Source organism: Psychroflexus sp. MBR-150, from assembly GCF_053628795.1.
Genome location: NZ_JBRJHB010000008.1, coordinates 43613 through 65994, shown reverse-complemented (window position 1 = coordinate 65994; position 22382 = coordinate 43613). Strand labels below are relative to the sequence as shown.

Here is a 22382-nt window from a genome sequence, read left to right as displayed (position 1 = left end):
TGAATAACAATATTTTATACTTTAAAAACCATTTAAACAGAGATTAAACTACAATTTTAATATCATATTTTGTTCCTAAATTTTGGCAAAAATCGACCAGTAGATTTTTTATAAGCTTTGTAGTCTGAAAATTTTTGCATGAGCTGTTGTTCTTCATATTGAGATTTAAAATAGAATAGCAACAACACCAAAAAAGTGATTAGCACCTGATATAAAGATTGTTGCCAAACACTCCAAGCGAGCATTATCACAACAATTGCTGTATAGATGGGATGCCGAATATATTTAAAAATACCATCTGTTACCAATTTTGATTGAGGTTTCGGACTGGGAAAGGGTGACAAATTTCTACCAAGTTTTGCGAGACTTAATATAAATATAGACAATCCTATTCCTAATAAAGCAGCATCGAAAAAACTTGGTAAATTAATAGGCAAAACGCCCAAATCAACATCGATTACAAAAGCTATAAACAACATAAATTGCAGACCTACAAACACGATGTCTTTTAAACTTTTGGGTTTCATAAGTCGATGACTTCAATAGAATTGCGATGTAATTTAATTTTTGAATCAATTTCTAATTTCTTGAGTAATCTTGATATCACAACACGAGAGGTGTGCAAATCATAAGCGATTTGTTGATGCGTAATTTTTAAGGTTTCGCTTTGATTGATTTTGGCTTTGTCTCTTAAATATTTCATCAAGCGTTCATCCATTTTTAAAAACGCAATGGTGTCTAAAGTATCTAACATTTCGCTCAAACGACTTTGATAACTTTCAAAAACAAAATGTCGCCAAGACTTATATTTGGCAGTCCATTCTTCCATTTTTTGCACGGGAATCATCAGTAAATGTGTATCGCTTTCTGCAATGGCACGAATTTCACTTTGTGTGTTTCCAATGCAGCAGGTTAAAGTCATAGCACAAGTATCACCGCGTTCTAAAAAGTAAAGCAATAGCTCGTCGCCGTCTTGGTCTTCTCTTAAAACTTTGACAGCACCAGAAATCAACAATGGCATCGATTTGAGATAATCGCCTATTTCGATGATGACATCATTTTTTTTGAAAGATTTATATATCCCAACTTCATCGATTTCTTCAATGAGTTCGTCTTCAAAAATAAATCCGTATGCCTCTTGTAATAGCGATTTCATTTTATGAAATTTTAAAATAATGAATTGCCTTTTGAATGTATTCTTCCTAAATGAGTAAATGCAAGTTCAGTCACTTGTCTTCCACGTGGTGTGCGATGAATAAAACCTTTCTGAATCAAAAAAGGTTCGTAAACTTCTTCTATGGTTTCTGCATTTTCTGAAACGGCTGTAGCCAAAGTTGACAATCCCACTGGACCGCCTTTAAACTTATCGATAATTGTGGTTAAAATTTTGTTGTCCATTTCATCTAAACCATAAGCATCAACATTCAATGCTTTTAGGCCATATCTTACAATCTCAATATCAATTTTTCCTGAACCTTTAATTTGGGCAAAATCTCGTATCCGTCTTAATAGAGCATTGGCAATACGTGGTGTGCCACGACTTCTTCCCGCAATTTCTATGGCTGCTTCAAGAGAAATTGGCACATTGAGAATAGCTGCACTTCGCTGAATAATATCGGACAACAATTCTGTGGAATAATATTCTAAACGGTTTGAAATTCCAAATCTGGCTCGCATCGGTGAAGTCAACAATCCAGAGCGTGTGGTAGCACCGATTAACGTAAACGGGTTAAGATCAATTTGCACACTTCTGGCGTTGGGACCGCTTTCTATCATAATATCAATCTTGTAATCTTCCATTGCCGAATACAAATATTCTTCTATCACTGAGCTCAATCGGTGAATTTCGTCTATAAATAAAACATCACGTGGCTCAAGATTGGTTAGCAAACCAGCTAAATCGCCTGGTTTGTCAATCACAGGACCTGATGTTACTTTGATGTTTGAGTTCAATTCATTAGCGAGAATATGTGCCAAGGTGGTTTTACCTAAACCTGGCGGACCGTGAAGCAACGTATGATCGAGTGCTTCATTACGTTGATTAGCTGCTCTTACAAAGACATCTAAATTTTCTAAAATTTTTTCTTGCCCAGCAAAATCGTCAAAACTCAGCGGTCGTAATGCGCGTTCAATATCTTTTTCTTCAGACGAAAATGATTCGCCAGTTGGGTCTAAATTATCGTTCATACTGAAATTATTGACAGTCTATTATAAGCATATTTAAAATAATGTAAAAATATTGGTTTTAAATTTAGCAAATGGTTTTATGGTAACCGATTTTTGATATTCATTCATTGGTGTAATATTCTAACAACTTCAACAAGCCCATTATCAACTTTTCTATAAAATATTAAATGCGATTTAACTTTTGTAACTCGATAGTTTTTACGTGTTTTATCAATTGATTTTCCAGTAAAATAGTTTTGAGCAATAAATTTAATTTCTTCAATTATTAAAGCGTAATATCTATCAGCTTGTTCTTTAGACCACTTATGATAAATATAAATCCAAATATCATTTAAATCATCAATAGCTTGTTGGCTAATCCGATATTTTTTGTCGCTCATAATTTTTGACGGTGTAAGTCTAACAAATTTTGTTCAAAATCAAAATTTTCAACAAATCCACTTTCTTCGCCTATTTTAAGAGCTTTTATTAATTCTTTTTCTTTTATTTCTTCACGTTCTAATAATCGTAATGCTGAGCGAATAACTTCGCTTACAGAGCTATATTTCCCAGTTTTCAATTCTTCTTGGATAAAACTTTCAAAGTGATTCCCAAGAGAAACAGATGTGTTCTTACCCATTATATTAAATTTAATCAAATATATTAAATCTTGGTAATTTAAGCAAATTGTATTATTTACCGAAAAATAAACTTGTTTGATTTAAACGATTCTCAATTTTCATAACCGATGCTAACTTTTGGTTTTAAACCTTCTATCATTTCTTCAGTAATTTGCTCTAAATCAAACTGATATTGCCAATTCCAATCTTGTTTTGCCGAAGAATCATCGATGCTTGCTGGCCAAGAATCTGCTATAGCTTGCCTAAAATCTGGTTTGTAATCAATTTCAAATTCTGGAATGTGTTTTTTTATGGCATTGGTTAATTTTTTTGGAGTTAAACTTATAGCAGACAAATTATATGACGAACGAATTTTTATTTGTTCGCTTGGTGCAGACATAATTTGAATTGTGGCTTTAATGGCATCATCCATATACATCATTGGCAAAGCCGTGTCTTCTTTTAAAAAACAAGTATATTTTTTACGACTCAAAGCTTGGTGAAATATTTCAATAGCATAATCGGTTGTGCCACCGCCAGGTTGTGTTTTGTAGCTGATCAATCCAGGATATCTCAAGCTTCTTACATCCACATCATATCTATTGTGATAATAAGCACACCAACGCTCACCGGTTTGTTTGCTTATGCCGTAAACCGTTGAAGGTTCCATAACCGTTTGTTGTGGCGTGTTTTTCTTTGGTGTTGAAGGTCCAAACACCGCAATGCTTGAAGGCCAAAATATTTGTTTTATTTTTTGTTCTTTGGCTAAGTTTAATACATTGAATAAAGTATCCATATTGAGTTGCCAACCTTTCATCGGAAATTTTTCGGCTGTAGCACTTAACATTGCTGCCATAAGATAAACTTGATCAATATTGTAATGCAAAATCACATCTTCTAAAGCCGAAGCATCAGTTGCATCTAAGATTTCAAATGATCCTGAAGCCATCAAAGTCTCGTCGCCTTCTCTTATATCGCTGGCTATAACTTGATGACTACCATATTTTTCTCTTAATTTTAAAGTTAATTCGCTTCCGATTTGCCCGCAAGCACCAATTATTAATATCTTTGGACTCATAAGTTGACTTCTATTTGGAAATTATATTTTTGATAATTTTTGAGTTTAAAAATAAGTTTTTTTAAACATTATTACTCAAAATTGAAGTTAATTTGATGATTTTAAAAAAATCAATACATAGAAGCCTGATGAACACATTTTTAAGATTTATATTTTTCGTTTTTATAAGCAGTTTTATGATTGCATGTCAAAACAAATCTAACTCTAATCAACTCAGTGAAGCTGAAAAAGCCAAAGAAGATAGTTTAAAGTTAAAATTAGACATCAAATCCTATCGGGTCACCAAACTCAGTCCACAAGCAGATTCATTAGTAAAATCTTGGCCGATGTATGAAGAACTAAAAATTGAAGTCAATCGTTTAGAAAATTATACACTTCAAGATGTTATTTCGAATATATCGACACTTAATGGTGTTGTAGATTCTTTGCAACAAACCATTCCAGCTGTCGTGGATACTTTTCCTGTAAAATCGAGAATTAATGTGTTAAACACAAAAGCAAAACACATGATGCTTCTATGCGAAAAACAACAGCCTAAACTCAAAGATATCAAAAAAATGGCTGAAGAATATCCGTTTGAATTTAACAATTTGAACATTCAACTCAATGAAGTTTTTATTGAGCTGCCAGAGTTTGATGATTAAATTTAATTAAGAATGAGTTGACTTGATTGAAATTTTGATATGAATTTTTGTATCAAAATCATCCATTTAGTTTAAAAATCTATTCTCGGTACACTTCTCGATGACAGTATCAAAACGCAATAAAAGTTAGGCTAATCAATATTTATAACCTTGACCTTCATCAGATTCTATACCTACTCCAAGGCTTAAGACCATTCGGTTGACAAAATTAAAATAAGAGACAACCAAAGTGGCATCGAGAATTGCAGAATCACTAAAACCTTCAGATTTTAGTATTTGTGTGACGTCTGATGATTCTGCTTCACCTGGATTTAAGGTTACTTTTTGAGCGTATTCGCATAATGCCAAATCATCTTTAGATAAATCTAAATCCTTGAAATCATTTCTCAGTTGCTGAACCTTTTGTTCATTTTTCCAATAGTGATTTAAGGCTGAGCTGTGATGTATTTGGCAATACTCGCATTGATTGGCTACAGAAACCACAACAGCTATCATTTCTCTTCTGGCTCGACTGAGTTCAGATTTTGAAAACATAATTTCCATATATAATTCCATATGCTTCACAATGCTTTCAGGGCGAAGGCTTTGAATTTTATGGACTTCAGCTAACTTTCCGCGTGATTGAGTTAATTGGTCGTATATTTCTTTTAAACGACCTTCAGCTTCTTGCTCATGAATAACTTTTATCCGACTCACTATTTAGGAATATTGTTCACGATGTCTTCAACTTTAGAGCGGTTTTTATAATTTGGGTCAAAATGTCTCCAAACTACTTTCCTATCAGTGTCAATAATATAAGTTGCTGGAATAGGCAATTGCTGAGAGTCATCTGAATGGGCGTTTTTCAAATCAGCATTCAACATGGTATTGTAGGCTGTTCGTGTTGCTGCATCGGGTCTAAATTTTACATCAAACATATCAGCTATTTTATAATCTTTATCATACAAAAGAGTATATGAGGCTTTGGTTTTCTCTTGAGTTAATTGAAGTTTATCAGGTTTTTCTGGTGAAATAGCCACCAGCTGAGCACCTGCTTCAGTGATTTTTTCTAACTCTTTTTCAAGCTCGCTTAAATGTTGATTGCAAATCGGACACCAATGACCACGATAAAAAACAATAACCACTGGGCCGTTTTTCAGAGCTTTGTAGAGCTCAAATGTTTCGTCTAAACTTTCGGCTTTAAAATTTTCTACTGTAGCACCAACTTCTAAACCTTTAGCCTCTTTAGCTTTTCGATAGTTGTTTTGTGAATTTGCAAATAGTCCCATAATCAATATTAGATTTAATAATACATATTTTGTTTTCATCGGTTTTAATTTTTTTTTATAAATATAAAAAAAGGCAACCAAAACAATTGCCTTTTAACATTAGTGATGTTCTTCTTTATTTATATTCTGCTTTTGCTGTTACTTCTACTTTATCTGCGATATTAGTAGAAGGTTTACCTCTTTTAAAAGTAATATCATAATCTGCTAAGGTAATATAGAATTTAGTTTCTAAACTCACTTTACCGTTAGATACTTTGATTGTAGCATCTTCAGTAACAGGATTTGTTACACCTTTTATAGTCATTTCTCCTTGAACATTAGCAGTATATGTGCCATCAGAATCAAAATCTATTTCTGATAAGTTGGTTATGTTACCAACATACTTAGCTTTTGGATATTTGCTTGTATGCAAAAATTTCTTTTGGTTAAAGTGTTTTTGCATTAACGATTTTGGAAATTCAAATCCTTGCATTGGCACTGAAAATACAATTTTACCTGTTGATTTGTCAATGGTGCTAACTGCTGTGTAATTATTTGCTTCAATATCTTCAGCTGGCGTGGTTGAGAAAAACTTGATGTGTGTCTTTGAACTTACTAACTTGTCTCCAAAGGTTGAAAAGGCAAATAAACCTAATACTGTAACAAATGCGATGCTTAATACTTTTAATTTTTTCATTATTCTTGTTTTTAAATTTTAAATTATTGTTTGTAGTAAGTCGGTTACTTTTTAATGACCTTACTTTTTTCTACAATCACGTTTTCATACATCTCTAAATCTTCATCAAATGAAGCTCCAGAACGTATAACACCTTTAATGGTAATGGTTGAGCCTTGTTTGACTTGTTTAGCTTCGGCTGATGTTTCTTCGGTAAATGATGCTTGCACGCCTGCTTTTGCAGTATCAGATTTCAATAGAATGACTGTATTTCCATTAAAATCTTCACTCACCTCACTCACTTGTCCTTCAATTTCTAAAACTTTAGACTCGCCATCAGCAGCAAGGTACTTTTCATTTGCAGCTTCATTATCTTTTAAATATTCCTGAACAATATCAGAAGCTTTAAGTGCGTAATCGGTTTTTGCTGATTGGACATCGCGGTGTGGTTGATAAATAATAATTACCGCAACAATACCAATAATTATTACCAAGCCTAAAACAACTAATAGTATTTTCTTGATGACTTTTTTCTTACTCATGATAAATTGTTTTAATTTTATACATTTACTTAGACAGCGTTTTATTTTAAACCTAACAGAATTTCATTTTAAATTTTAACATTTTAATTTTAAATACTGTAAATCAATAATTTATGACATACAAAATAGTTCAATCTGATAATTTCATCATTGGATATAACGAGAATAAACCCATTGTTGCCGACCTAACTTATACCGAAAATGACCAAGCTCAACCCGTCGTTATTTTTTGCCACGGTTATAAAGGTTATAAAGATTGGGGTGCGTGGCATCTAATAGGTCAAGAGTTTGCAAAAGCTGGTTTTGCGTTTTTAAAATTCAACTTTTCTCATAATGGTGGCACATTTGAAAATCCAATTGACTTTCCTGATTTAGAAGCCTTTGGAAATGATAATTACAGCAAACAAATGAGTGATTTGAAGCAGGTTATTAATTTTGTAATAGAGCAAAAAAAACCTTTACCGCGAGTCAATACGTCTAAAATCTCACTGATTGGACACAGCCGTGGCGGTGGTATTGTTTGCTTGACAGCTTTTGAAAATCAAGATGTTGATAAACTTGTCACTTGGTCGTCTGTTTCTAACTATAAAAATCGATTTCCTAAAGGTGAAGATTTAAAACAATGGCAAAATAAAGGTGTTTATTACGTCAAAAATGGTCGCACAAAACAAGATATGCCACACTACTATCAGTTTTATGAAGATTTCTTAGCAAACCAAGACCGATTTGATATTCAAAATGCTGTTCAAAACCTGAAACAACCCTTTTTAATTTTGCACGGTGAAGACGATGAAACTGTAAAACTTGAAGAAGCTCACAAATTAAATGATTGGTGTGATCAAGCCGAATTAAAAATTATCCCAAATGCCACACATACTTATAACACCAAACAACCTTGGGATAAAACAGAACTTTCAAAAGAATTGAAATCTGCAGTTGATGAAAGCATTACTTTTTTAAAAAATGATAATTAGAATCATGAAACCTTTTGCACTTCTTCTTTTATTTGCATTAAATTCACAACTTATTATGGCACAGCAAACTTATTTAGCTCTTGGTGATTCATACACTATTGGCGAAGGACTTAAAATTGAAAACTCTTGGCCTTATCAACTTCAAGACCTATTAAATAATAATGGTTTTAATATAGAACAACCCAAAATTATCGCCAAAACCGGTTGGCGAACCGACGAGTTGATCCGTGCCATTCAAGAACAAAAAACAGATGAGAAACAATATGATATCGTGTCTTTATTAATAGGTGTCAATAATCAATATCAAAACAAAGCTTTGTCTCAATATAAAAAAGAGTTTAAAAAATTGCTGGAAATCGCAATTTCTAAATGCAAAAGCAACAATCAAGGCGTTTTTGTTGTCAGCATTCCAGATTATGGTGTAACGCCATTTTCCCAAGAAAAAGATAAACCCAATGTCATAAAAGAATTAAAAAAATACAACACCATTGCCAAAAAGCAATGTCAAAAACACGATGTGGCGTTTTATGATATTACAGATTTGTCAGCAAAATTGAGCCATTCTGATGAAATGCTCATCAATGACCGTCTGCATCCCAATGACAATCAATATCAAGCTTGGGTTCAATCGTTGTTACCACAATTAAAACCACAATTGAATAACTTGTAATGCAAGAAGATTTTTTACATCATATTTGGCAATACCAAAAGTTTCAACACAAAGAAGCTTTAAAAACCAATCAAGGAGAAATTCTTCAAATTCTATCTGTTGGTCAACATAATCAGCATCAATCAGGACCAGATTTTTTTAATGCTAAAATTAAAATTGATGACCAAATTTGGGCTGGCAATATTGAAATTCATCTCAAATCTTCAGATTGGTATGCACATCAACATCAAAAAGATTCGGCTTATGATAATGTAATTTTACATATCGTTTGGGAAGACGATGTTGAAGTTTATCGTGCCGATAATACGATTATTCCAAGCTTGTCTTTAAAAGAAAAAGTTGACTCTGAAGTTTTTAAACGTTATGAACAGCTTTTAAAAGTCAAATCACAACAACTCAATTGTGAAAAAAACTTTGCTGATTTTGATGATTTTGTATTGCAAAACTGGTTAGAACGTCTGTTTATAGAGCGTTTGGAACGTAAATCAAATTTGATTTTAAAACTATTAAATCAAAGCCAAAACAATTGGGAAGCCGTTTTGTTTCAACTACTGTGCAAGAATTTTGGTTTGAATGTCAATGGCACTGCTTTTCTACAAATGGCAAAATCTATACCTTATAAGGTAATAGCCAAACACCATCAAAATATTGAAGATTTAGAAGCTTTATTATTAGGACAAAGTAGCCTTTTAGAAATCGATACAGAAGAACAATACATCAAAAATTTACAAGACCGTTATCGATATCTTAAACACAAATACCAACTTGCAGCGGTCGATGAAAAACCTCAGTTTTTTAGGCTAAGACCCGACAATTTTCCAAGTTTACGTCTGGCTGAATTAGCAGAAGTTTATCATCAACAACCTCAACTTTTTCAGGATATTATTTCTGTTAAAAACAAAAAAGATATTTATAAATTATTTGACATAGAATTATCAGAATTTTGGAAAACCCATTACAGTTTAACCAAACAGAGCAAACCAAAAACCAAACGATTGAGTCAAAACTTTGTAGATTTGTTGATCATCAACACGATAATTCCATTAAAATTTTGTTACCAAAAACACACCACCAATGAATTATCTAATGACAAACTTTTTGAATTAGTTAGTAGCCTAAAGCCTGAACGCAATCGAAAAGTTGATGTTTTTGAAAATCTTCGTCCAAAAACCAATCAGAATGCTTTGCACTCACAAGCCTTACTTCAACTCAAAACTGAATATTGCGATAAAAACTATTGCTTGAAATGCCATCTCGGAAAACGCATTCTCAACCATTCAATCTAAAAAACTTTCAATAGCCAAATCATAGCTTCTCAACCCAAAACCACTGATGCTACCAAAAACCACAGGACTGATGTAAGAATGTTTTCTGAAATCTTCACGTGCAAAAACATTAGAGATATGCACTTCAACAACTGGAGTTTCTAAAGCTTTTATGGCATCAGCAATAGCAATTGACGTATGCGAATAAGCAGCAGCATTAAGCACAATACCATCAACATTGTCATCGGCTTCGTGAAGCTCGGAAATGATTTCCCCTTCAATATTAGAATGAAAATAAGAAAGCTCAAGGCTTTTAAATTTCATTTGCAATTCAGAAAAATAATCTTGAAAGCTAGTCTTGCCATATATCTCAGGTTCACGACTACCGAGAAGATTAAGGTTTGGTCCGTTGATGATGTGGATTTTCATAAAGTTTATTTTGGTTTAAAAATACTGAAATAAATCACTAACTCATAAAAATAAAAGCAAAAAATAAAATAGCTGTAAAAATGTTAGCTGACATTTTAAAATAATTTAAACTAAAAACTTGAAATATAAATTTATAATTGTAAATTTGCACCCCTTTAAAAAGGACTAGTTTTAATTATAAAAATATTGAAGTGGATACATTAAGTTACAAAACCGTTTCGGCAAACACGCAAACTGTTGATAAACAGTGGGTTTTAGTCGATGCTGAAAATCAAACTTTAGGACGATTATCGTCTGCCGTTGCAAAGATTTTAAGAGGCAAAAACAAGCCGAATTTTACACCTCATGTAGATTGCGGCGATAATGTGGTCGTAATTAACGCCGATAAAATAAAATTATCTGGCAAAAAATGGGATGATAAAGTATATATCAGTCACACTGGCTATCCAGGTGGTCAACGTAGCAAAACCGCCACTCAAGTTTTTGAAAAACACCCCGAGCGTCTAATAGAAAAAGCCGTTAAAGGAATGCTACCTAAGAATAAATTAGGGGCTGATTTATTTAGAAATCTTCGTGTTTTCTCAGGAGACAAACACGATATTGAAGCTCAAAAACCCGAAAAAATTAACTTAAACGAATTATTGTAATCCATGGAGACAATTCATAAAATAGGTCGTAGAAAAACATCAGTTGCACGTATTTATATGACAGAAGGCAAAGGCAATGTTGTTGTTAACGGAAAAAAAGTAAATGAATACTTTACAACAGGACCTTTATTATACAAAATCAATCAAGCATTTGAATTGACCGAAACCGAAAAACAATACGACCTTAAAGTCAATGTTTTAGGTGGTGGCATCACAGGTCAAGCTGAAGCTATAAGAATGGCAATTGCTAGAGCACTTTGTGAAGTCGATGAAGAAAATCGTAGTAAACTTAAGCCAGAAGGTCTTTTAACTAGAGATCCAAGAATGGTTGAGCGTAAAAAATTCGGTCAGAAAAAAGCAAGAAAGAAATTCCAATTCTCAAAACGTTAATCTATATATTAAATCATTTTTGTTGTTATCTTGACGACAAATGTCAAGAAATTAGTTTAGCATCTAAACAATCAAGGCATAAAAACCACTTGGTTGTTGCTATACCAACAGAACGTAAACTACTAAAAAAATGGCAAAACAAGCAGAAGTAAAAGAACTCCTTGACGCAGGTGTCCACTTTGGTCACCTCACTAGACGATGGAATCCTAACATGGCACCATACATTTATATGGAGCGTAATGGTATTCACATTATCAACCTTTACAAAACAGCAGCTAAATTAGACGAAGCTACAAATGCACTCACTAAAATTGCTGCCAGTGGTCGCAAAATCCTTTTTGTAGCCACCAAAAAACAAGCTAAAGAAATTGTTGCAGAACAAGCAAGCAAAGCCAACCAACCTTATATCACAGAAAGATGGCCTGGTGGAATGCTTACTAATTTTGTAACTATCAGAAAATCAGTAAAGAAAATGGCTGCGGTTGACCGTATGAAAAAAGACGGAAGTTTTGATACTTTGTCTAAGAAAGAAAAACTTCAAGTCAATCGTATGAGAGCTAAACTTGAAAAAAACTTAGGTTCTATTTCTGATATGACTAGACTTCCTGGAGCTCTATTTGTTGTTGATATCATTAAAGAAAACATCGCTGTCAAAGAAGCACAAAAACTAAATATTCCCGTCTTTGCTATGGTTGATACCAACTCTGACCCTAGAGAAGTTGACTATGTGATTCCAGCAAATGATGATGCATCAAAATCAATCAATAAAATTATTAGTTTTGTAGCTGATGGTATTATTGAAGGTCTTGACAAAAGAGAAAACCAGAAAAAAGAAGATGCAGCAAAAAAAGAAGCTGAGAAAAAAGCCAAAGAAGAAGCTAAGTTAGAAGAAGCCAAAAAAGAAAAAGAAAAGAAAAAAGCAGAAGAAGATAAAAAGGCTGATGAAAAAGCACAAGCTAAAAAAACAGCCGATAAAGTCGAAGAAAAGAAAGAAACCAAAACCCCAGACAACAATACAAAAGACAAAAAAGAAACTTCTGTAAAGTCTGAAGAAAAATCTAAAGAAGAAGAAACAAAATCTTAATCACTCAATTTACAATTTTTAAATAATCATGACAAAAATAACTGCTGCAGACGTTAAAAAACTTAGAGAACAAACTGGTGCTGGTATGATGGATTGCAAAAAAGCCTTAGTTGAAACTGATGGCGATTTTGACAAAGCTATAGAAGTGCTACGTAAAAAGGGTCAAAAAGTTGCAGCCAAAAGAGCTGATCGTGAGTCATCAGAAGGTGTTGCTATTGCTTTGGTTAATGATGACAACTCGAAAGGGGTTATCATTTCACTGAATTGCGAAACTGACTTTGTTGCTAAAAATGAAGATTTTATAAACTTAGCTAAAAGTTTAGCCCAAAAGGCACTTAATGTTTCTTCTAAGGAAGAGCTTTTAAAACAAGACTTTGAAAGCATTACAGTTGAAGAAAAACTTATTGAACAAACTGGTGTTATTGGCGAAAAAATAGAACTCGGTGCTTTTGAAATTTTAGAAGCCCCATTTGTTGGCTCTTATATTCATGCTGGTAACAAAATAGCCGTTTTAAGTGGTTTATCTAAAGCTGTTGACAATGCTGAAGAATTGGCTAAAGATGTTGCTATGCAAGCTGCAGCTATGAACCCTGTTGCCTTAAACGAAGATGGCGTTGACCAAGCTACAATTGACAAAGAAATAGAAATAGCTAAAGACAATTTAAGACAAGAAGGCAAGCCAGAAGATATGCTTGATAAAATTGCTCAAGGCAAATTGAAACGTTTTTTTAAAGACAACACTTTAGTGAATCAAATGTTTATTAAAGACAACAAAACTTCTGTTGCACAATATGCTAAAACTTTTGGCGATGTAGAAGTTGTTGGTTTTAAACGTGTTGCTTTAGGATAAGCAATTAGACTAAATCATCTAAAATTATTTTATTTGTCACGCTCAACTCGTTTCAGCGTCTTATGTAATTTTAGATGATTTTTTTTATGGTCTTAACTTCCGCCAAATTTGATTCCAACGGTAGTGCCTCAGATATTGTCCTTCTTCCCTGCTCAATAAAAAGTTGAGTTTTTTATTTTTAGATTTCAAGTAAGAGTTTAAAACAACTTTAAACTTAGATAATTGATTTCTTTGTTTTGCAATTTTTAAAGATGCAATTAACGTCAGTAAAAAACTATACCTTAATGCATAAAAAACTTGGCCTTGTTTTTTAAAATATGAGTCTTGATAGGAAGTTGCTGTTGGCTTTAAATGTTTGACAGGCAAATTATGTAAGACATTGATTTTCCATTTTTTATATCTTAATTTAAATTCATCTGCCGTATCCCAACCCATTTGAGAAGGTAAACCTCCTATGTCTTTAAAAGCTTCTACTCGATAGGCTTTTAAAGCCCCGCGAATATGATCTAAATTAGTTAGTTTTTCTGTTTGCCAACGACCACTATTTTCTACACTACAAACGCCACCACATAATCCAATTTTTTTATCACTCACAAAAGCCTTATTAATTTCTTCAAGATAATGAGATGGAAAAATTAAGTCGGCATCAAATTTACAGATGATATCAAAATCATTTAAGTTTAGACTATTTAAGCCTTTTTTAAAAGCATTTATCACTTTTTGACCAGGTAAATGCTTTGTTTCTGAAGCTTGATAAATAGAAGTTATTATTGTATTTTTATTTTCAAACGCTTTGATGATTTCTCCTGTGTTATCAGTTGAAGAATCATCAACTACGACAATCGTATGTGGTTTTAAGGTTTGATTTAATAATGATTTTAAACATTTTGATAAATGTTCTTCTTCATTATAAGCAGGAATAATGACTGCAAATTTTAGATGCTTAGCGACGTTTTGCATAAACCAAATAATACCTTGGTGTAAAGTAACGTAAAATTGGTCTAAAACCTATTTTGTTTACAGGATTTGTAAATTTTTCTCGTTTCTGAATTTGCCAACCAGCCTTTTCCAGCAACCAATCAAATTGCCAATCTTCAAACTCGTGATAGTGTCTGTCCCTTTTGTCGGTTTTACTTCTATAAGCATTGGCAAACCATAAATTTAAAGGTACACTAGCCACAAGATGTTCAGCTTTAATGGCTTTTAGAATATTGTAAGGAGCTATGAGATGTTCAAAAATTTCAAAGGCTGTAACGACTTCTGCTTTGGATTTTTCAACAGCTGAGAAATCTTCGTCTAAATCTTCGCCATTTGTATTTTCTACTTGATAGCCTTCATCTTGCATAATTTTAGAAAATGGATTTTTTACACCTAAATCTAAAATATGAGTTTGAGCTGGAATATTTTTATTTAAAAATTCTAAAGTATGTTTATAACGTTTATGCGGAAACCTGTCGTCGTACATCTCAGATTTGGTAGGTCAATGCATTAATATTCATTCCTGCACCAACACTGGCAAACATGATGATATCGCCTTTTTCTAAAGTTTGATTTTTGAAATGACCTTTCAGGAATAAATCATATAATGTTGGGATGGTAGCCACACTGCTATTGCCCAGCTTATCGATACTCATCGGCATTATTTTATCTGGCATTTCCAAACCATATAGTTTATAAAATCTTTGGACGATTGCTTCGTCCATTTTTTCGTTGGCTTGGTGAATAAATATTTTTTTTAACTGTTTAATATCTTTTCCCGATTGGTCAAAACAAGACTTCATGGCTTTTGGCACATTTGATAAAGCAAAATTATAAATTTTTCTTCCATACATTTTGATGTAACCAGTTCTATCACTAACGTTAGATTTATTATTGGTTTCGCCAAAGTAAATATAGTGTGATTCTTTTTCGGTGAAAGTTGCCGATTCATGCGAAAGAATGCCACTATCATCATCACTTTTTTCATATATGGTTGCTCCTGCTCCATCAGAATATATCATACTGTCTCTGTCGTGAGGATCAACAACACGCGATAAGGTTTCGGCACCAATAACCAAACAGCGTTTAGCTAATCCACTTTCAATAAAAGCTTTGGCCTGAATACTGCCTTGCAGCCAACCTGGACATCCAAATATGATATCATAAGCAACGGTTCTATGATTTTTTATTTTCAAAAAACGCTTCACCCGAGAACCTATACTTGGCAAAATGTCAGTTTGAGTTGTGCCGTGTTTGACATCTCCAAAATTGTGAGCCACAATGATATAATCTAAAGTTTCAGGATCTATTTTGGCATCATTTATTGCTTTTTGTGCTGCAATGAGTGCTATATCAGAGACATTGAGATCATCACTTACATATCGGCGTTCTTTGATGCCAGTGATTTGTTCAAACTTTTTGATGATAACTTGTGGGTTATCATCGAAATCTTTACCCGTTTCTGTATAAAATTTATGATTTAAAAAATCTTCATTTGTCCTTACAATTTCGGGAATATAACAACCAAATCCAGTGATTTTTACAGCCATAATTTTTTATCTTAAAAAAGAGTTTGCAATTTAATAAACATCTTATAAAGCAAAGCCTTAATTATAATTAAAATGAATGTTTTTATTTAAAAAGCAGTTTAAAAATCCTACGAAAAACAAATCACAAGCCGAACAACGTTGCAAAGTTTTGAACACTTAAACGATTGAGATATTTTAAAAAAAAATCAATATCTTTAAACATTAGTTAAATTTCATTAATTTAGAATTTATGGATATTGATAAAACCATTCGCCTGCGTCCACGATTTCAGCACAAAACTTCGCTTGAAAAAACTGAATTATTAGATCGTATTAAACTCTTGAAATCAAAATACAAATCTCAATATCGACTTACTCAGTCTGACAATCACCTGTGGATATATCATCTAAGAAGCCGTGAAAAAATTTTCACCCCAAACTTACATCTTGAAATTATTGAAGACGAAAATACTCAAACCACAATAAAAGGGCTTTACAGTCCAAATAATTCATATTGGACTTTGTTCATTTTTCTACATCTTATTTTAGTCTGTTTGTTTATTGGATTTGCTATAATGGCTTACACAAAATCTGTGGTTAATGCCCCGTTTATGCTGTATGTTTATTTGATGATTGCCGTTGTTTTAGTTTGGATAGGTCTCTATTTTTTTGCACGATACAATCGGAAACGCGGATTGTCTCAAGCTTATGAATTGGAAGATGTTTTTAAGGACTGGGTTAAAGAAAATTGATTGGTATTTAATATTACGATCCGATTTGTGCCAGTAATTTCATGTATATGATCTGTGGCAATACTTCTGTGTGCTTAGCGTTCGGTGTCATTTTCATTTGCGTGCTTCCTGATTTTGATGTTATAAAAATATAAATTGCTCGCGAAAAACTCACATCCAAATTTTCGATTTTGCGATTTCGCAGGTATTACTTATAGCATCGTGTTGGCACTTGCTTTATCGCTTTTTTTAATCATTTTTTTCGTTTTTTGGTTAATATTATGCTTAAATTTTAATTCTGATTAACCTAAAATTATATCACTATAAATCAGTTGTTTATATTTTATTCGAAGTTTCAACTTTCAATCCTAAATTTACTCATTTTACGTTAGTCGAGAGATTAAAGTTTCTGCGAGTTTATGAGGGATTGTGCACAAACACAGTGCAAATTTACTAAAAGACACCCTGAAACACCCAAAATAAAGTCAAAAATATCGTAAACGATACACTTTGGGTAAGTTATGATTTTAAATTGTCGAAAACAGAAAAAATATTATTGGATTAAAAAAAGTAAACTACACCAATTAAAACACTCTGAATAACACTTTCCGAAAGACGATATCCCCAATAATTTTTGCAAAAAGAAGGCTAAACTCAACGGTTTAGTTCAACACAATTTTTCATCATTGGTGCTGTGTTCTCGACGAAAACTTAGTTGTTGGCATTAGTAATTTACGCTATTGTTAAATCGTCTTTACTTAATTTCAATTTTGAATTATCTAATTTTTTAATCGTTGATCTAATTTTTACTCTATCAGATTGGGACAAAAAAGTCGGCACCAAATCAGTTAAATCAATTTTCAAAATTCGATTAATAACAATTAAATCTTTTAAGGAAAAAGGACTTACACCATTTATCAGTTCAGACATATAGGATTTGCTTTGGTGTCCCAAAATTTTCCCAAAGTCTTGTTGTGTTAGGTTTAAGTTCTTTAATTTCTTTCTTATCAGCTCTTTTCTTCGCTGGATAAATAAACGTTCCTTTTCGGCAATCAATTCCGCAACATCGCTTTCACGTAGTTTTTTGTCAGATATTTTAGATTCCGCACTCCAATTCTCATTTTCGTACTGCTCAATTAAATCTCTTAACTTTTTTCGAACGGATTTGAATTTCGGATTTTCTTTTGAAAGAACACGTAGTTTTCTGTCCGCAATCAATGCTCTTTCAAAATCCAGTTCATTTTGAATTTTTCCAGTTTTTATTAGTTGAGATATGTCAAATTGTGTTTTCATAATATTGTTTTTAAATCCAATCGTTAGACTTTAACCACTTTTTTATCGTGTTTCTATTGTTCCTAAAAGTCGTTTCGTATTGTTGGTGTGTTCCTGCCCAAACCACTGTTGCTTCATTACCGTCAAACTCAATCATAATCATTGTTCTGTGAACATTGATGTTGAAAAAATAAAATCCATCACTATGAACATTATCAGCATCCTGTCTCGTTTCGTTTAATTCCGTTTGGTCTTTCCAATCATTCTCGTCAACATCCTTAATTAGCTTGTCGATAGCTTTGGTTAAAGGAACATTTCCTTTGTTCTTTCTCTTTAGCTTTTCTAATATTTTCTTATTGGTCAGTCTCATTTACTATTGCAAATATATATATAAAAGTTCGGATAATTACCGAACTTTATAAATTTTCTTTTATTACTGCCAATGGTTTGTGTATAAATCGTTGGGCATATCGGAGCGATTATCTGTCCACCGAAACTAAAAGTTTGGTATGAGCTATACACTTGAAATTTACCACTGTCCGCCCATTTTTTATATACAGTGTTGTGCAATCGTGCTTCTTTTTCGTCCGTATGTTGACTCAGACACAATTATATTATTGACAAGCTTTGGCTCGTGTGGTTGCTTTAAGCGACTTGGCAATGTGTATAGCTTAGAGTTTTGGCATTTCTTAGTCTGTTGTTAATTCTTTTGCTATCATTTCTGCTTGTTTCAAAACGGTTTCTGTCGCCAGTTTTTGCATGTCTGGCGGATAGCCGTATTGTCTCAAAGTCCGTTTGATGATTACTTTCAGTTTCGCTCGGACACTTTCTTTTATTGTCCAGTCGATGGATGCGTTTTTCTTAACTCTTTCTGTTAGTATTACTGCAAGCTCTCTCAGTTTATCTTGTTGCATGAGTTGCTTTGCACTTTCATTATTTGCAACCGCTGTATAAAAAGCATATTCAAAATCAGAGAGTCCAAGGGTTTTGGCTTCGCTGTCCATGTTCACAATCTCCTTGCTGAGATTGATCAGTTCTTCCATCACTTCAGCTGCTGTCAGAATCTTGTTGTGATATTTTTTGATGGAGTTTTCGAGCATTTCTTTGAGCGACTTGCTTTTGACCAGATTCTTTTTGGAACGTGCTTTTATTTCATCATTCAGCAGCTTCTTTAAAACTTCTAGTGCCACATTTTTGTGTTCCATTCCCTTCAGTTCCATCAAAAAGTCTTCCGATAGAATGGAAATGTCCGGTTTCTTGATTCCTGCTGCGTCAAAGACATCAATCACTTGTTCAGATACCAAGGCTTGGTCAATTACTTGACGAATGGTTGTTTCAATTTCTTCGTCTGTTCTTCCAGTGCCTGTACTGTCAAACTTGGCTAATCTTGCTTTAACGGCCTGAAAAAATGAAACTTCATCCTTTACGTCCATGGCCTGTTCATGTGGAACAGCAATTGCGAAGGCTTTCGAAAGAGCTGTTACTTCAGTAATGAAACGTTTCTTGCCATCTTCCAAGCCGAGAATATGTTCTTCAGCTGCTAAGATCATGGAAAGCTTTTTATTGGTTTCTGCTTGGAAATAATCTTCATAAGGGAAGCCATTAAACATTTGAGAAACAACTTCCATTTTTTCAAGCATTAACTTCACAGCTTGTTCCTGGGCTATGGTTGGGTCTCCTTTTCCACCTGCATCTGAGTAAAATGAAAGTGCCTTTTTCAAGTCAGAAGCAATGCCCAAGTAATCGACTACCAAACCACCGGGTTTGTCTTTGTAAACCCGGTTCACTCTGGCAATGGCTTGCATCAGGTTGTGGCCTTTCATGGGTTTATCGATGTAAAGCGTGTGCATGCTTGGTGCATCAAAACCTGTGAGCCACATATCGCGAACGATTACGAGTTTCAATTCATCTTCCGGGTCTTTCATGCGATCGGCAAGGGCTCTTCGCTGTTGTTTGGTGGTATGGTGTTTGGCAATTTTTGGGCCGTCTGACGAAGCAGAGGTCATCACCACTTTAATTACGCCTTTGTCTAAATCATCTGAATGCCAATCGGGTCTTACTTTAATAATCTCATCGTACAGTTCCGCAGCTATTCGCCTTGACATGGCGACAATCATTCCCTTACCTTCAAATACTTCTTGCCGGTGGTTGAAATGCTGAATGATATCGTTGGCAACATTATTTACTCGGTTTTCACTACCGATCAAGGCTTCCAACTGCGTCCATTTGGCTTTAGCTTTTTGAGTTTCGGTCAGTTCTTCTCCGTCTAATTCTGAATCAAGCTCTTCAACGAGTTTTTTACCTTCTTCGCTCAGATTTACTTTCGCCAATCTACTTTCGTAGTAAATGCGAACGGTGGCTCCATCTTCTACTGCCTGGGCAATGTCATACACATCAATGTAGTTTCCGAAAACCGCAGGTGTGTTTACATCTGTGCTTTCGATAGGTGTTCCTGTAAAGCCAATGTAGGTAGCATTCGGTAAAGCATCACGCATGTACTTGGCAAAACCATACACGGTCTTCTTGCCGATTACATTACCGTGCTCGTCTTTATCATCTACTGTTTTGGCCTTGAAGCCGTATTGCGTTCGGTGTGCTTCATCAGCGATCACTACTACATTTTCACGTTCAGAAAGTGTTTCATACACATTGCCTTCGTCAGGTTGAAATTTTTGAATGGTGGTGAAGATTACCCCTCCGGAGGCCACTTTCAAACGCTCTTTCAAATCATCCCGATTCTCAGCTTGTTTGGGTTCTTGTCTCAGTAACTGGGTCGAAGATGCGAATGTGTCAAAAAGTTGGTCATCCAAATCGTTACGGTCAGTAATGACTACAACGGTAGGATTGTCTAAAGCCAAAACGAGTTTTCCAGTAAAAAACACCATGGAAAGCGATTTGCCACTTCCTTGTGTGTGCCATACCACACCGCCTTTTCGGTCTCCTTTGGGTTGAGTTTTTACTCCCAGAACGCCATAACTTTCGGGCGATTCCATCACCATGCTGGTTGGTGTTTCTTTTTCTAAAGTAAAACCTGTAGCTCTCATGGCAGATTCTATCGCTCGATTCACCGCATAATATTGATGATAGGCAGCCAACTTCTTGACAGTTGTAATTGTGGCAACTCCGGTTTTAGCATCCTCTTTTTTTGATTTTTCAAACACAATGAAATGCCGCACCAAATCGAGCAGGGTTTCTTTGTTCAGCATGCCATTGATAAGGGTTTCCATTTGGCTCACCAGATGCGATGCCTCTTCTTTACCGTCTGCGGACTTCCAGGTCATGAAGCGACTCATGCCTGATGATAGCGTTCCTGCTCTGGCTTCCAATCCGTCTGAAATAATGGTAAAAGCATTATAGGTAAACAGACTTGAAATGGTGGCTTTGTAGGTTTCTATTTGCCGAAATGCCGATTTAATGGTAGCGTTTTCATCTGCTGCATTTTTAAGCTCCATAACCACCAATGGAATGCCGTTGACAAACAGAATGATATCAGGGCGTTTGTTGACGCCATCTTCCACAACGGTAAACTGATTGGCAACTATAAAATCATTGTTCTCTGGTATGTTGAAATCCACCAACCAAACCAAATCGCCTCTTTGCTGTCCATCTTTTTGATAGCTCACCTTGATGCCTTCGGTCAATAATCGGTGGAACTGTTCATTATTGGTCAGCAGTTCGGGTGAGTTGAGCCGCTGAATTTCTTTGGTTGCTTCCTCCTGGGCTTCCGTTGGAACGGTTGGGTTTATTCTCCTTATAGCTTCTTTTAATCGTTCAGCGAGCAGTATTTCTTCATAAGAACTGCGCTCAGGATTTTCACCATCATGGGCAATGTTTGGTGCATAAATGTATTGGTAGCCCAGATGCTCCAACAATTTGATGGTGAATTCTTCAATGGTGTTTTCGGTCAACCTACTGTGCATTATTTTTACCTTTTTTAACGCGATTAAATTTATCATCATTCCATTTCAGAGGATTGTTGATGATATATTTCAATATATTTTGATATGATTTATCGTTGCGGATGATGTGGTCGTGATAATTGGATTGAAAAAAATGATTGGTTCTGTTGTATTTGGGAATATCCAAATGGTATTCGTCAATATAATCGTCAATTTTTGAATTAATTACCGATTTAAACCCACCAATGAATGATGAAATTGATTTTGGTTTGCGTATAAATGATTGTTCCGGGGATTGTTCCGGGGATTGTAGAGACGCACGGCCGTGCGTCTCTACGTGCGAACCGTACGTACCGTTCGAATCATGTGAACCAGGCGAATCATGCGAATCGTGCATTCCGTTTTTTTCAATCCCATTTTTATCCAAAACAATAATGGCGTGCAAATGATTTGGCATGATGACATATGCATCCAAAAACAATTCATTGCGAATTTCAAATGATTTATTCCATTCGTGGTCAACAATTTTACCAAATGCTGATAATTTCATTTTTTTATCAACAATTTCACCCAAAATGCATTCGCGGTTTTTTGTTACCAATGTGATAAAATAAATCCCTTTTCCTGAATAATCCCAACCAGGCATTCGGTGCGATTGTATTCTATATTTATTTTTAAATTTATCCATTGAT

The 22382-nt window shown here is 34.2% G+C and carries 27 protein-coding genes; 9 read left to right on the top strand and 18 right to left on the bottom strand.

What is annotated here, in order from left to right:
- Positions 1 to 62 precede the first annotated feature (62 nt).
- The 6 genes from ACSSV5_RS06340 to ACSSV5_RS06315 form a co-directional block, all read right to left on the bottom strand.
- Positions 63 to 527, bottom strand: coding sequence for a methyltransferase family protein (locus ACSSV5_RS06340; protein WP_454245219.1), 465 nt, complete (start codon positions 525 to 527; stop codon positions 63 to 65).
- Complete coding sequence (locus ACSSV5_RS06335; protein ID WP_454245218.1) at positions 524 to 1156, bottom strand: Crp/Fnr family transcriptional regulator; 633 nt, start codon at positions 1154 to 1156, stop codon at positions 524 to 526. The genes ACSSV5_RS06340 and ACSSV5_RS06335 overlap by 4 nt, the downstream gene beginning before the upstream one ends.
- 11 nt (positions 1157 to 1167) lie before the next feature.
- Positions 1168 to 2187 carry a Holliday junction branch migration DNA helicase RuvB gene (gene ruvB / locus ACSSV5_RS06330; RefSeq protein WP_454245217.1) on the bottom strand — a complete coding sequence of 340 codons (1020 nt, stop codon included), beginning with the start codon at positions 2185 to 2187 and terminating at the stop codon, positions 1168 to 1170.
- Between the two features lie 104 nt (positions 2188 to 2291).
- Positions 2292 to 2567 carry a type II toxin-antitoxin system RelE/ParE family toxin gene (locus ACSSV5_RS06325; RefSeq protein WP_454245216.1) on the bottom strand — a complete coding sequence of 92 codons (276 nt, stop codon included), beginning with the start codon at positions 2565 to 2567 and terminating at the stop codon, positions 2292 to 2294.
- On the bottom strand, positions 2564 to 2806 hold the full coding sequence (locus tag ACSSV5_RS06320; RefSeq protein WP_211066051.1) for a type II toxin-antitoxin system ParD family antitoxin: 243 nt from the start codon (positions 2804 to 2806) through the stop codon (positions 2564 to 2566). Before ACSSV5_RS06320 ends, ACSSV5_RS06325 begins: the two co-directional genes overlap by 4 nt.
- A 92-nt stretch (positions 2807 to 2898) precedes the next feature.
- Complete coding sequence (locus ACSSV5_RS06315) at positions 2899 to 3864, bottom strand: NAD-dependent epimerase/dehydratase family protein (RefSeq protein WP_454245215.1); 966 nt, start codon at positions 3862 to 3864, stop codon at positions 2899 to 2901.
- 176 nt (positions 3865 to 4040) lie between these two features.
- On the opposite strand from ACSSV5_RS06315, the gene ACSSV5_RS06310 reads away from it, so the two are divergent.
- Complete coding sequence (locus tag ACSSV5_RS06310) at positions 4041 to 4508, top strand: hypothetical protein (protein WP_454245214.1); 468 nt, start codon at positions 4041 to 4043, stop codon at positions 4506 to 4508.
- Positions 4509 to 4643: 135 nt separating this feature from the next.
- Here ACSSV5_RS06310 and ACSSV5_RS06305 read toward each other — a convergent pair whose 3' ends face one another.
- From ACSSV5_RS06305 to ACSSV5_RS06290, 4 genes are all read right to left on the bottom strand, one after another.
- On the bottom strand, positions 4644 to 5204 hold the full coding sequence (locus tag ACSSV5_RS06305) for a peroxidase-related enzyme (RefSeq protein ID WP_454245213.1): 561 nt from the start codon (positions 5202 to 5204) through the stop codon (positions 4644 to 4646).
- A complete protein-coding gene (locus tag ACSSV5_RS06300) occupies positions 5204 to 5815 on the bottom strand; it encodes a peroxiredoxin-like family protein (RefSeq protein WP_454245212.1) in 612 nt (203 codons plus the stop codon). Before ACSSV5_RS06300 ends, ACSSV5_RS06305 begins: the two co-directional genes overlap by 1 nt.
- Before the next feature lie 76 nt (positions 5816 to 5891).
- A complete protein-coding gene (locus tag ACSSV5_RS06295) occupies positions 5892 to 6452 on the bottom strand; it encodes a YceI family protein (protein WP_454245211.1) in 561 nt (186 codons plus the stop codon).
- A 44-nt stretch (positions 6453 to 6496) separates the two neighbouring features.
- Positions 6497 to 6973: an OB-fold protein gene (locus ACSSV5_RS06290; RefSeq protein WP_454245210.1), complete on the bottom strand. Its 477-nt coding sequence runs from the start codon at positions 6971 to 6973 to the stop codon at positions 6497 to 6499.
- A 113-nt stretch (positions 6974 to 7086) separates the two neighbouring features.
- Here ACSSV5_RS06290 and ACSSV5_RS06285 point away from each other — a divergent pair, with 113 nt between their 5' ends.
- Genes ACSSV5_RS06285 through ACSSV5_RS06275 form a run of 3 tightly spaced genes read left to right on the top strand, consistent with a single transcriptional unit; the run spans position 7087 to position 9903 of the window.
- Positions 7087 to 7947 carry an alpha/beta hydrolase family protein gene (locus tag ACSSV5_RS06285; protein ID WP_454245209.1) on the top strand — a complete coding sequence of 287 codons (861 nt, stop codon included), beginning with the start codon at positions 7087 to 7089 and terminating at the stop codon, positions 7945 to 7947.
- The gene (locus ACSSV5_RS06280; protein ID WP_454245208.1) at positions 7937 to 8617 is read left to right on the top strand and encodes an SGNH/GDSL hydrolase family protein; all 681 of its coding nucleotides are present in this window, start codon (positions 7937 to 7939) and stop codon (positions 8615 to 8617) included. Before ACSSV5_RS06285 ends, ACSSV5_RS06280 begins: the two co-directional genes overlap by 11 nt.
- Positions 8617 to 9903, top strand: coding sequence for a DUF2851 family protein (locus ACSSV5_RS06275; RefSeq protein WP_454245207.1), 1287 nt, complete (start codon positions 8617 to 8619; stop codon positions 9901 to 9903). The genes ACSSV5_RS06280 and ACSSV5_RS06275 overlap by 1 nt, the downstream gene beginning before the upstream one ends.
- Here the strand turns inward: ACSSV5_RS06275 and aroQ are convergent.
- Positions 9895 to 10311 carry a type II 3-dehydroquinate dehydratase gene (aroQ, locus tag ACSSV5_RS06270; protein WP_454245206.1) on the bottom strand — a complete coding sequence of 139 codons (417 nt, stop codon included), beginning with the start codon at positions 10309 to 10311 and terminating at the stop codon, positions 9895 to 9897. The two genes, ACSSV5_RS06275 and aroQ, sit on opposite strands and share 9 nt — an antisense overlap.
- A 191-nt stretch (positions 10312 to 10502) precedes the next feature.
- Between aroQ and rplM the strand changes: the two genes are divergently transcribed.
- From rplM to tsf, 4 genes are all read left to right on the top strand, one after another.
- A complete protein-coding gene (rplM, locus tag ACSSV5_RS06265; RefSeq protein WP_211066045.1) occupies positions 10503 to 10958 on the top strand; it encodes a 50S ribosomal protein L13 in 456 nt (151 codons plus the stop codon).
- Between the two features lie 3 nt (positions 10959 to 10961).
- Positions 10962 to 11348 (top strand): 30S ribosomal protein S9, encoded by a 387-nt coding sequence (gene rpsI, locus ACSSV5_RS06260; RefSeq protein ID WP_211066044.1) that lies wholly within the window; start codon positions 10962 to 10964, stop codon positions 11346 to 11348.
- 130 nt (positions 11349 to 11478) lie between these two features.
- The gene (gene rpsB, locus ACSSV5_RS06255) at positions 11479 to 12432 is read left to right on the top strand and encodes a 30S ribosomal protein S2 (protein WP_454245205.1); all 954 of its coding nucleotides are present in this window, start codon (positions 11479 to 11481) and stop codon (positions 12430 to 12432) included.
- A gap of 28 nt (positions 12433 to 12460) precedes the next feature.
- On the top strand, positions 12461 to 13282 hold the full coding sequence (gene tsf, locus ACSSV5_RS06250) for a translation elongation factor Ts (protein WP_454245204.1): 822 nt from the start codon (positions 12461 to 12463) through the stop codon (positions 13280 to 13282).
- An 84-nt stretch (positions 13283 to 13366) separates the two neighbouring features.
- On the opposite strand, the gene ACSSV5_RS06245 is transcribed toward tsf, so the two are convergent.
- Genes ACSSV5_RS06245 through ACSSV5_RS06235 form a run of 3 tightly spaced genes read right to left on the bottom strand, consistent with a single transcriptional unit; the run spans position 13367 to position 15810 of the window.
- On the bottom strand, positions 13367 to 14242 hold the full coding sequence (locus ACSSV5_RS06245) for a glycosyltransferase (protein WP_211066041.1): 876 nt from the start codon (positions 14240 to 14242) through the stop codon (positions 13367 to 13369).
- Positions 14226 to 14747: a class I SAM-dependent methyltransferase gene (locus ACSSV5_RS06240; RefSeq protein WP_211066040.1), complete on the bottom strand. Its 522-nt coding sequence runs from the start codon at positions 14745 to 14747 to the stop codon at positions 14226 to 14228. The genes ACSSV5_RS06245 and ACSSV5_RS06240 overlap by 17 nt, the downstream gene beginning before the upstream one ends.
- A 1-nt stretch (position 14748) precedes the next feature.
- Positions 14749 to 15810: a 3-oxoacyl-ACP synthase III family protein gene (locus tag ACSSV5_RS06235; RefSeq protein WP_454245203.1), complete on the bottom strand. Its 1062-nt coding sequence runs from the start codon at positions 15808 to 15810 to the stop codon at positions 14749 to 14751.
- A 229-nt stretch (positions 15811 to 16039) separates the two neighbouring features.
- Here ACSSV5_RS06235 and ACSSV5_RS06230 point away from each other — a divergent pair, with 229 nt between their 5' ends.
- Positions 16040 to 16540: a hypothetical protein gene (locus ACSSV5_RS06230; RefSeq protein WP_454245202.1), complete on the top strand. Its 501-nt coding sequence runs from the start codon at positions 16040 to 16042 to the stop codon at positions 16538 to 16540.
- A 711-nt stretch (positions 16541 to 17251) separates the two neighbouring features.
- Here ACSSV5_RS06230 and ACSSV5_RS06225 read toward each other — a convergent pair.
- The 4 genes from ACSSV5_RS06225 to ACSSV5_RS06210 form a co-directional block, all read right to left on the bottom strand.
- Positions 17252 to 17812: a helix-turn-helix domain-containing protein gene (locus ACSSV5_RS06225; RefSeq protein WP_454245201.1), complete on the bottom strand. Its 561-nt coding sequence runs from the start codon at positions 17810 to 17812 to the stop codon at positions 17252 to 17254.
- 10 nt (positions 17813 to 17822) lie between these two features.
- The gene (locus ACSSV5_RS06220; RefSeq protein WP_454245200.1) at positions 17823 to 18161 is read right to left on the bottom strand and encodes a type II toxin-antitoxin system HigB family toxin; all 339 of its coding nucleotides are present in this window, start codon (positions 18159 to 18161) and stop codon (positions 17823 to 17825) included.
- Between the two features lie 319 nt (positions 18162 to 18480).
- Complete coding sequence (locus ACSSV5_RS06215) at positions 18481 to 21699, bottom strand: type I restriction endonuclease subunit R (protein ID WP_454245199.1); 3219 nt, start codon at positions 21697 to 21699, stop codon at positions 18481 to 18483.
- Position 21700: 1 nt separating this feature from the next.
- On the bottom strand, positions 21701 to 22378 hold the full coding sequence (locus tag ACSSV5_RS06210; protein ID WP_454245198.1) for a transposase: 678 nt from the start codon (positions 22376 to 22378) through the stop codon (positions 21701 to 21703).
- Positions 22379 to 22382 lie beyond the last annotated feature (4 nt).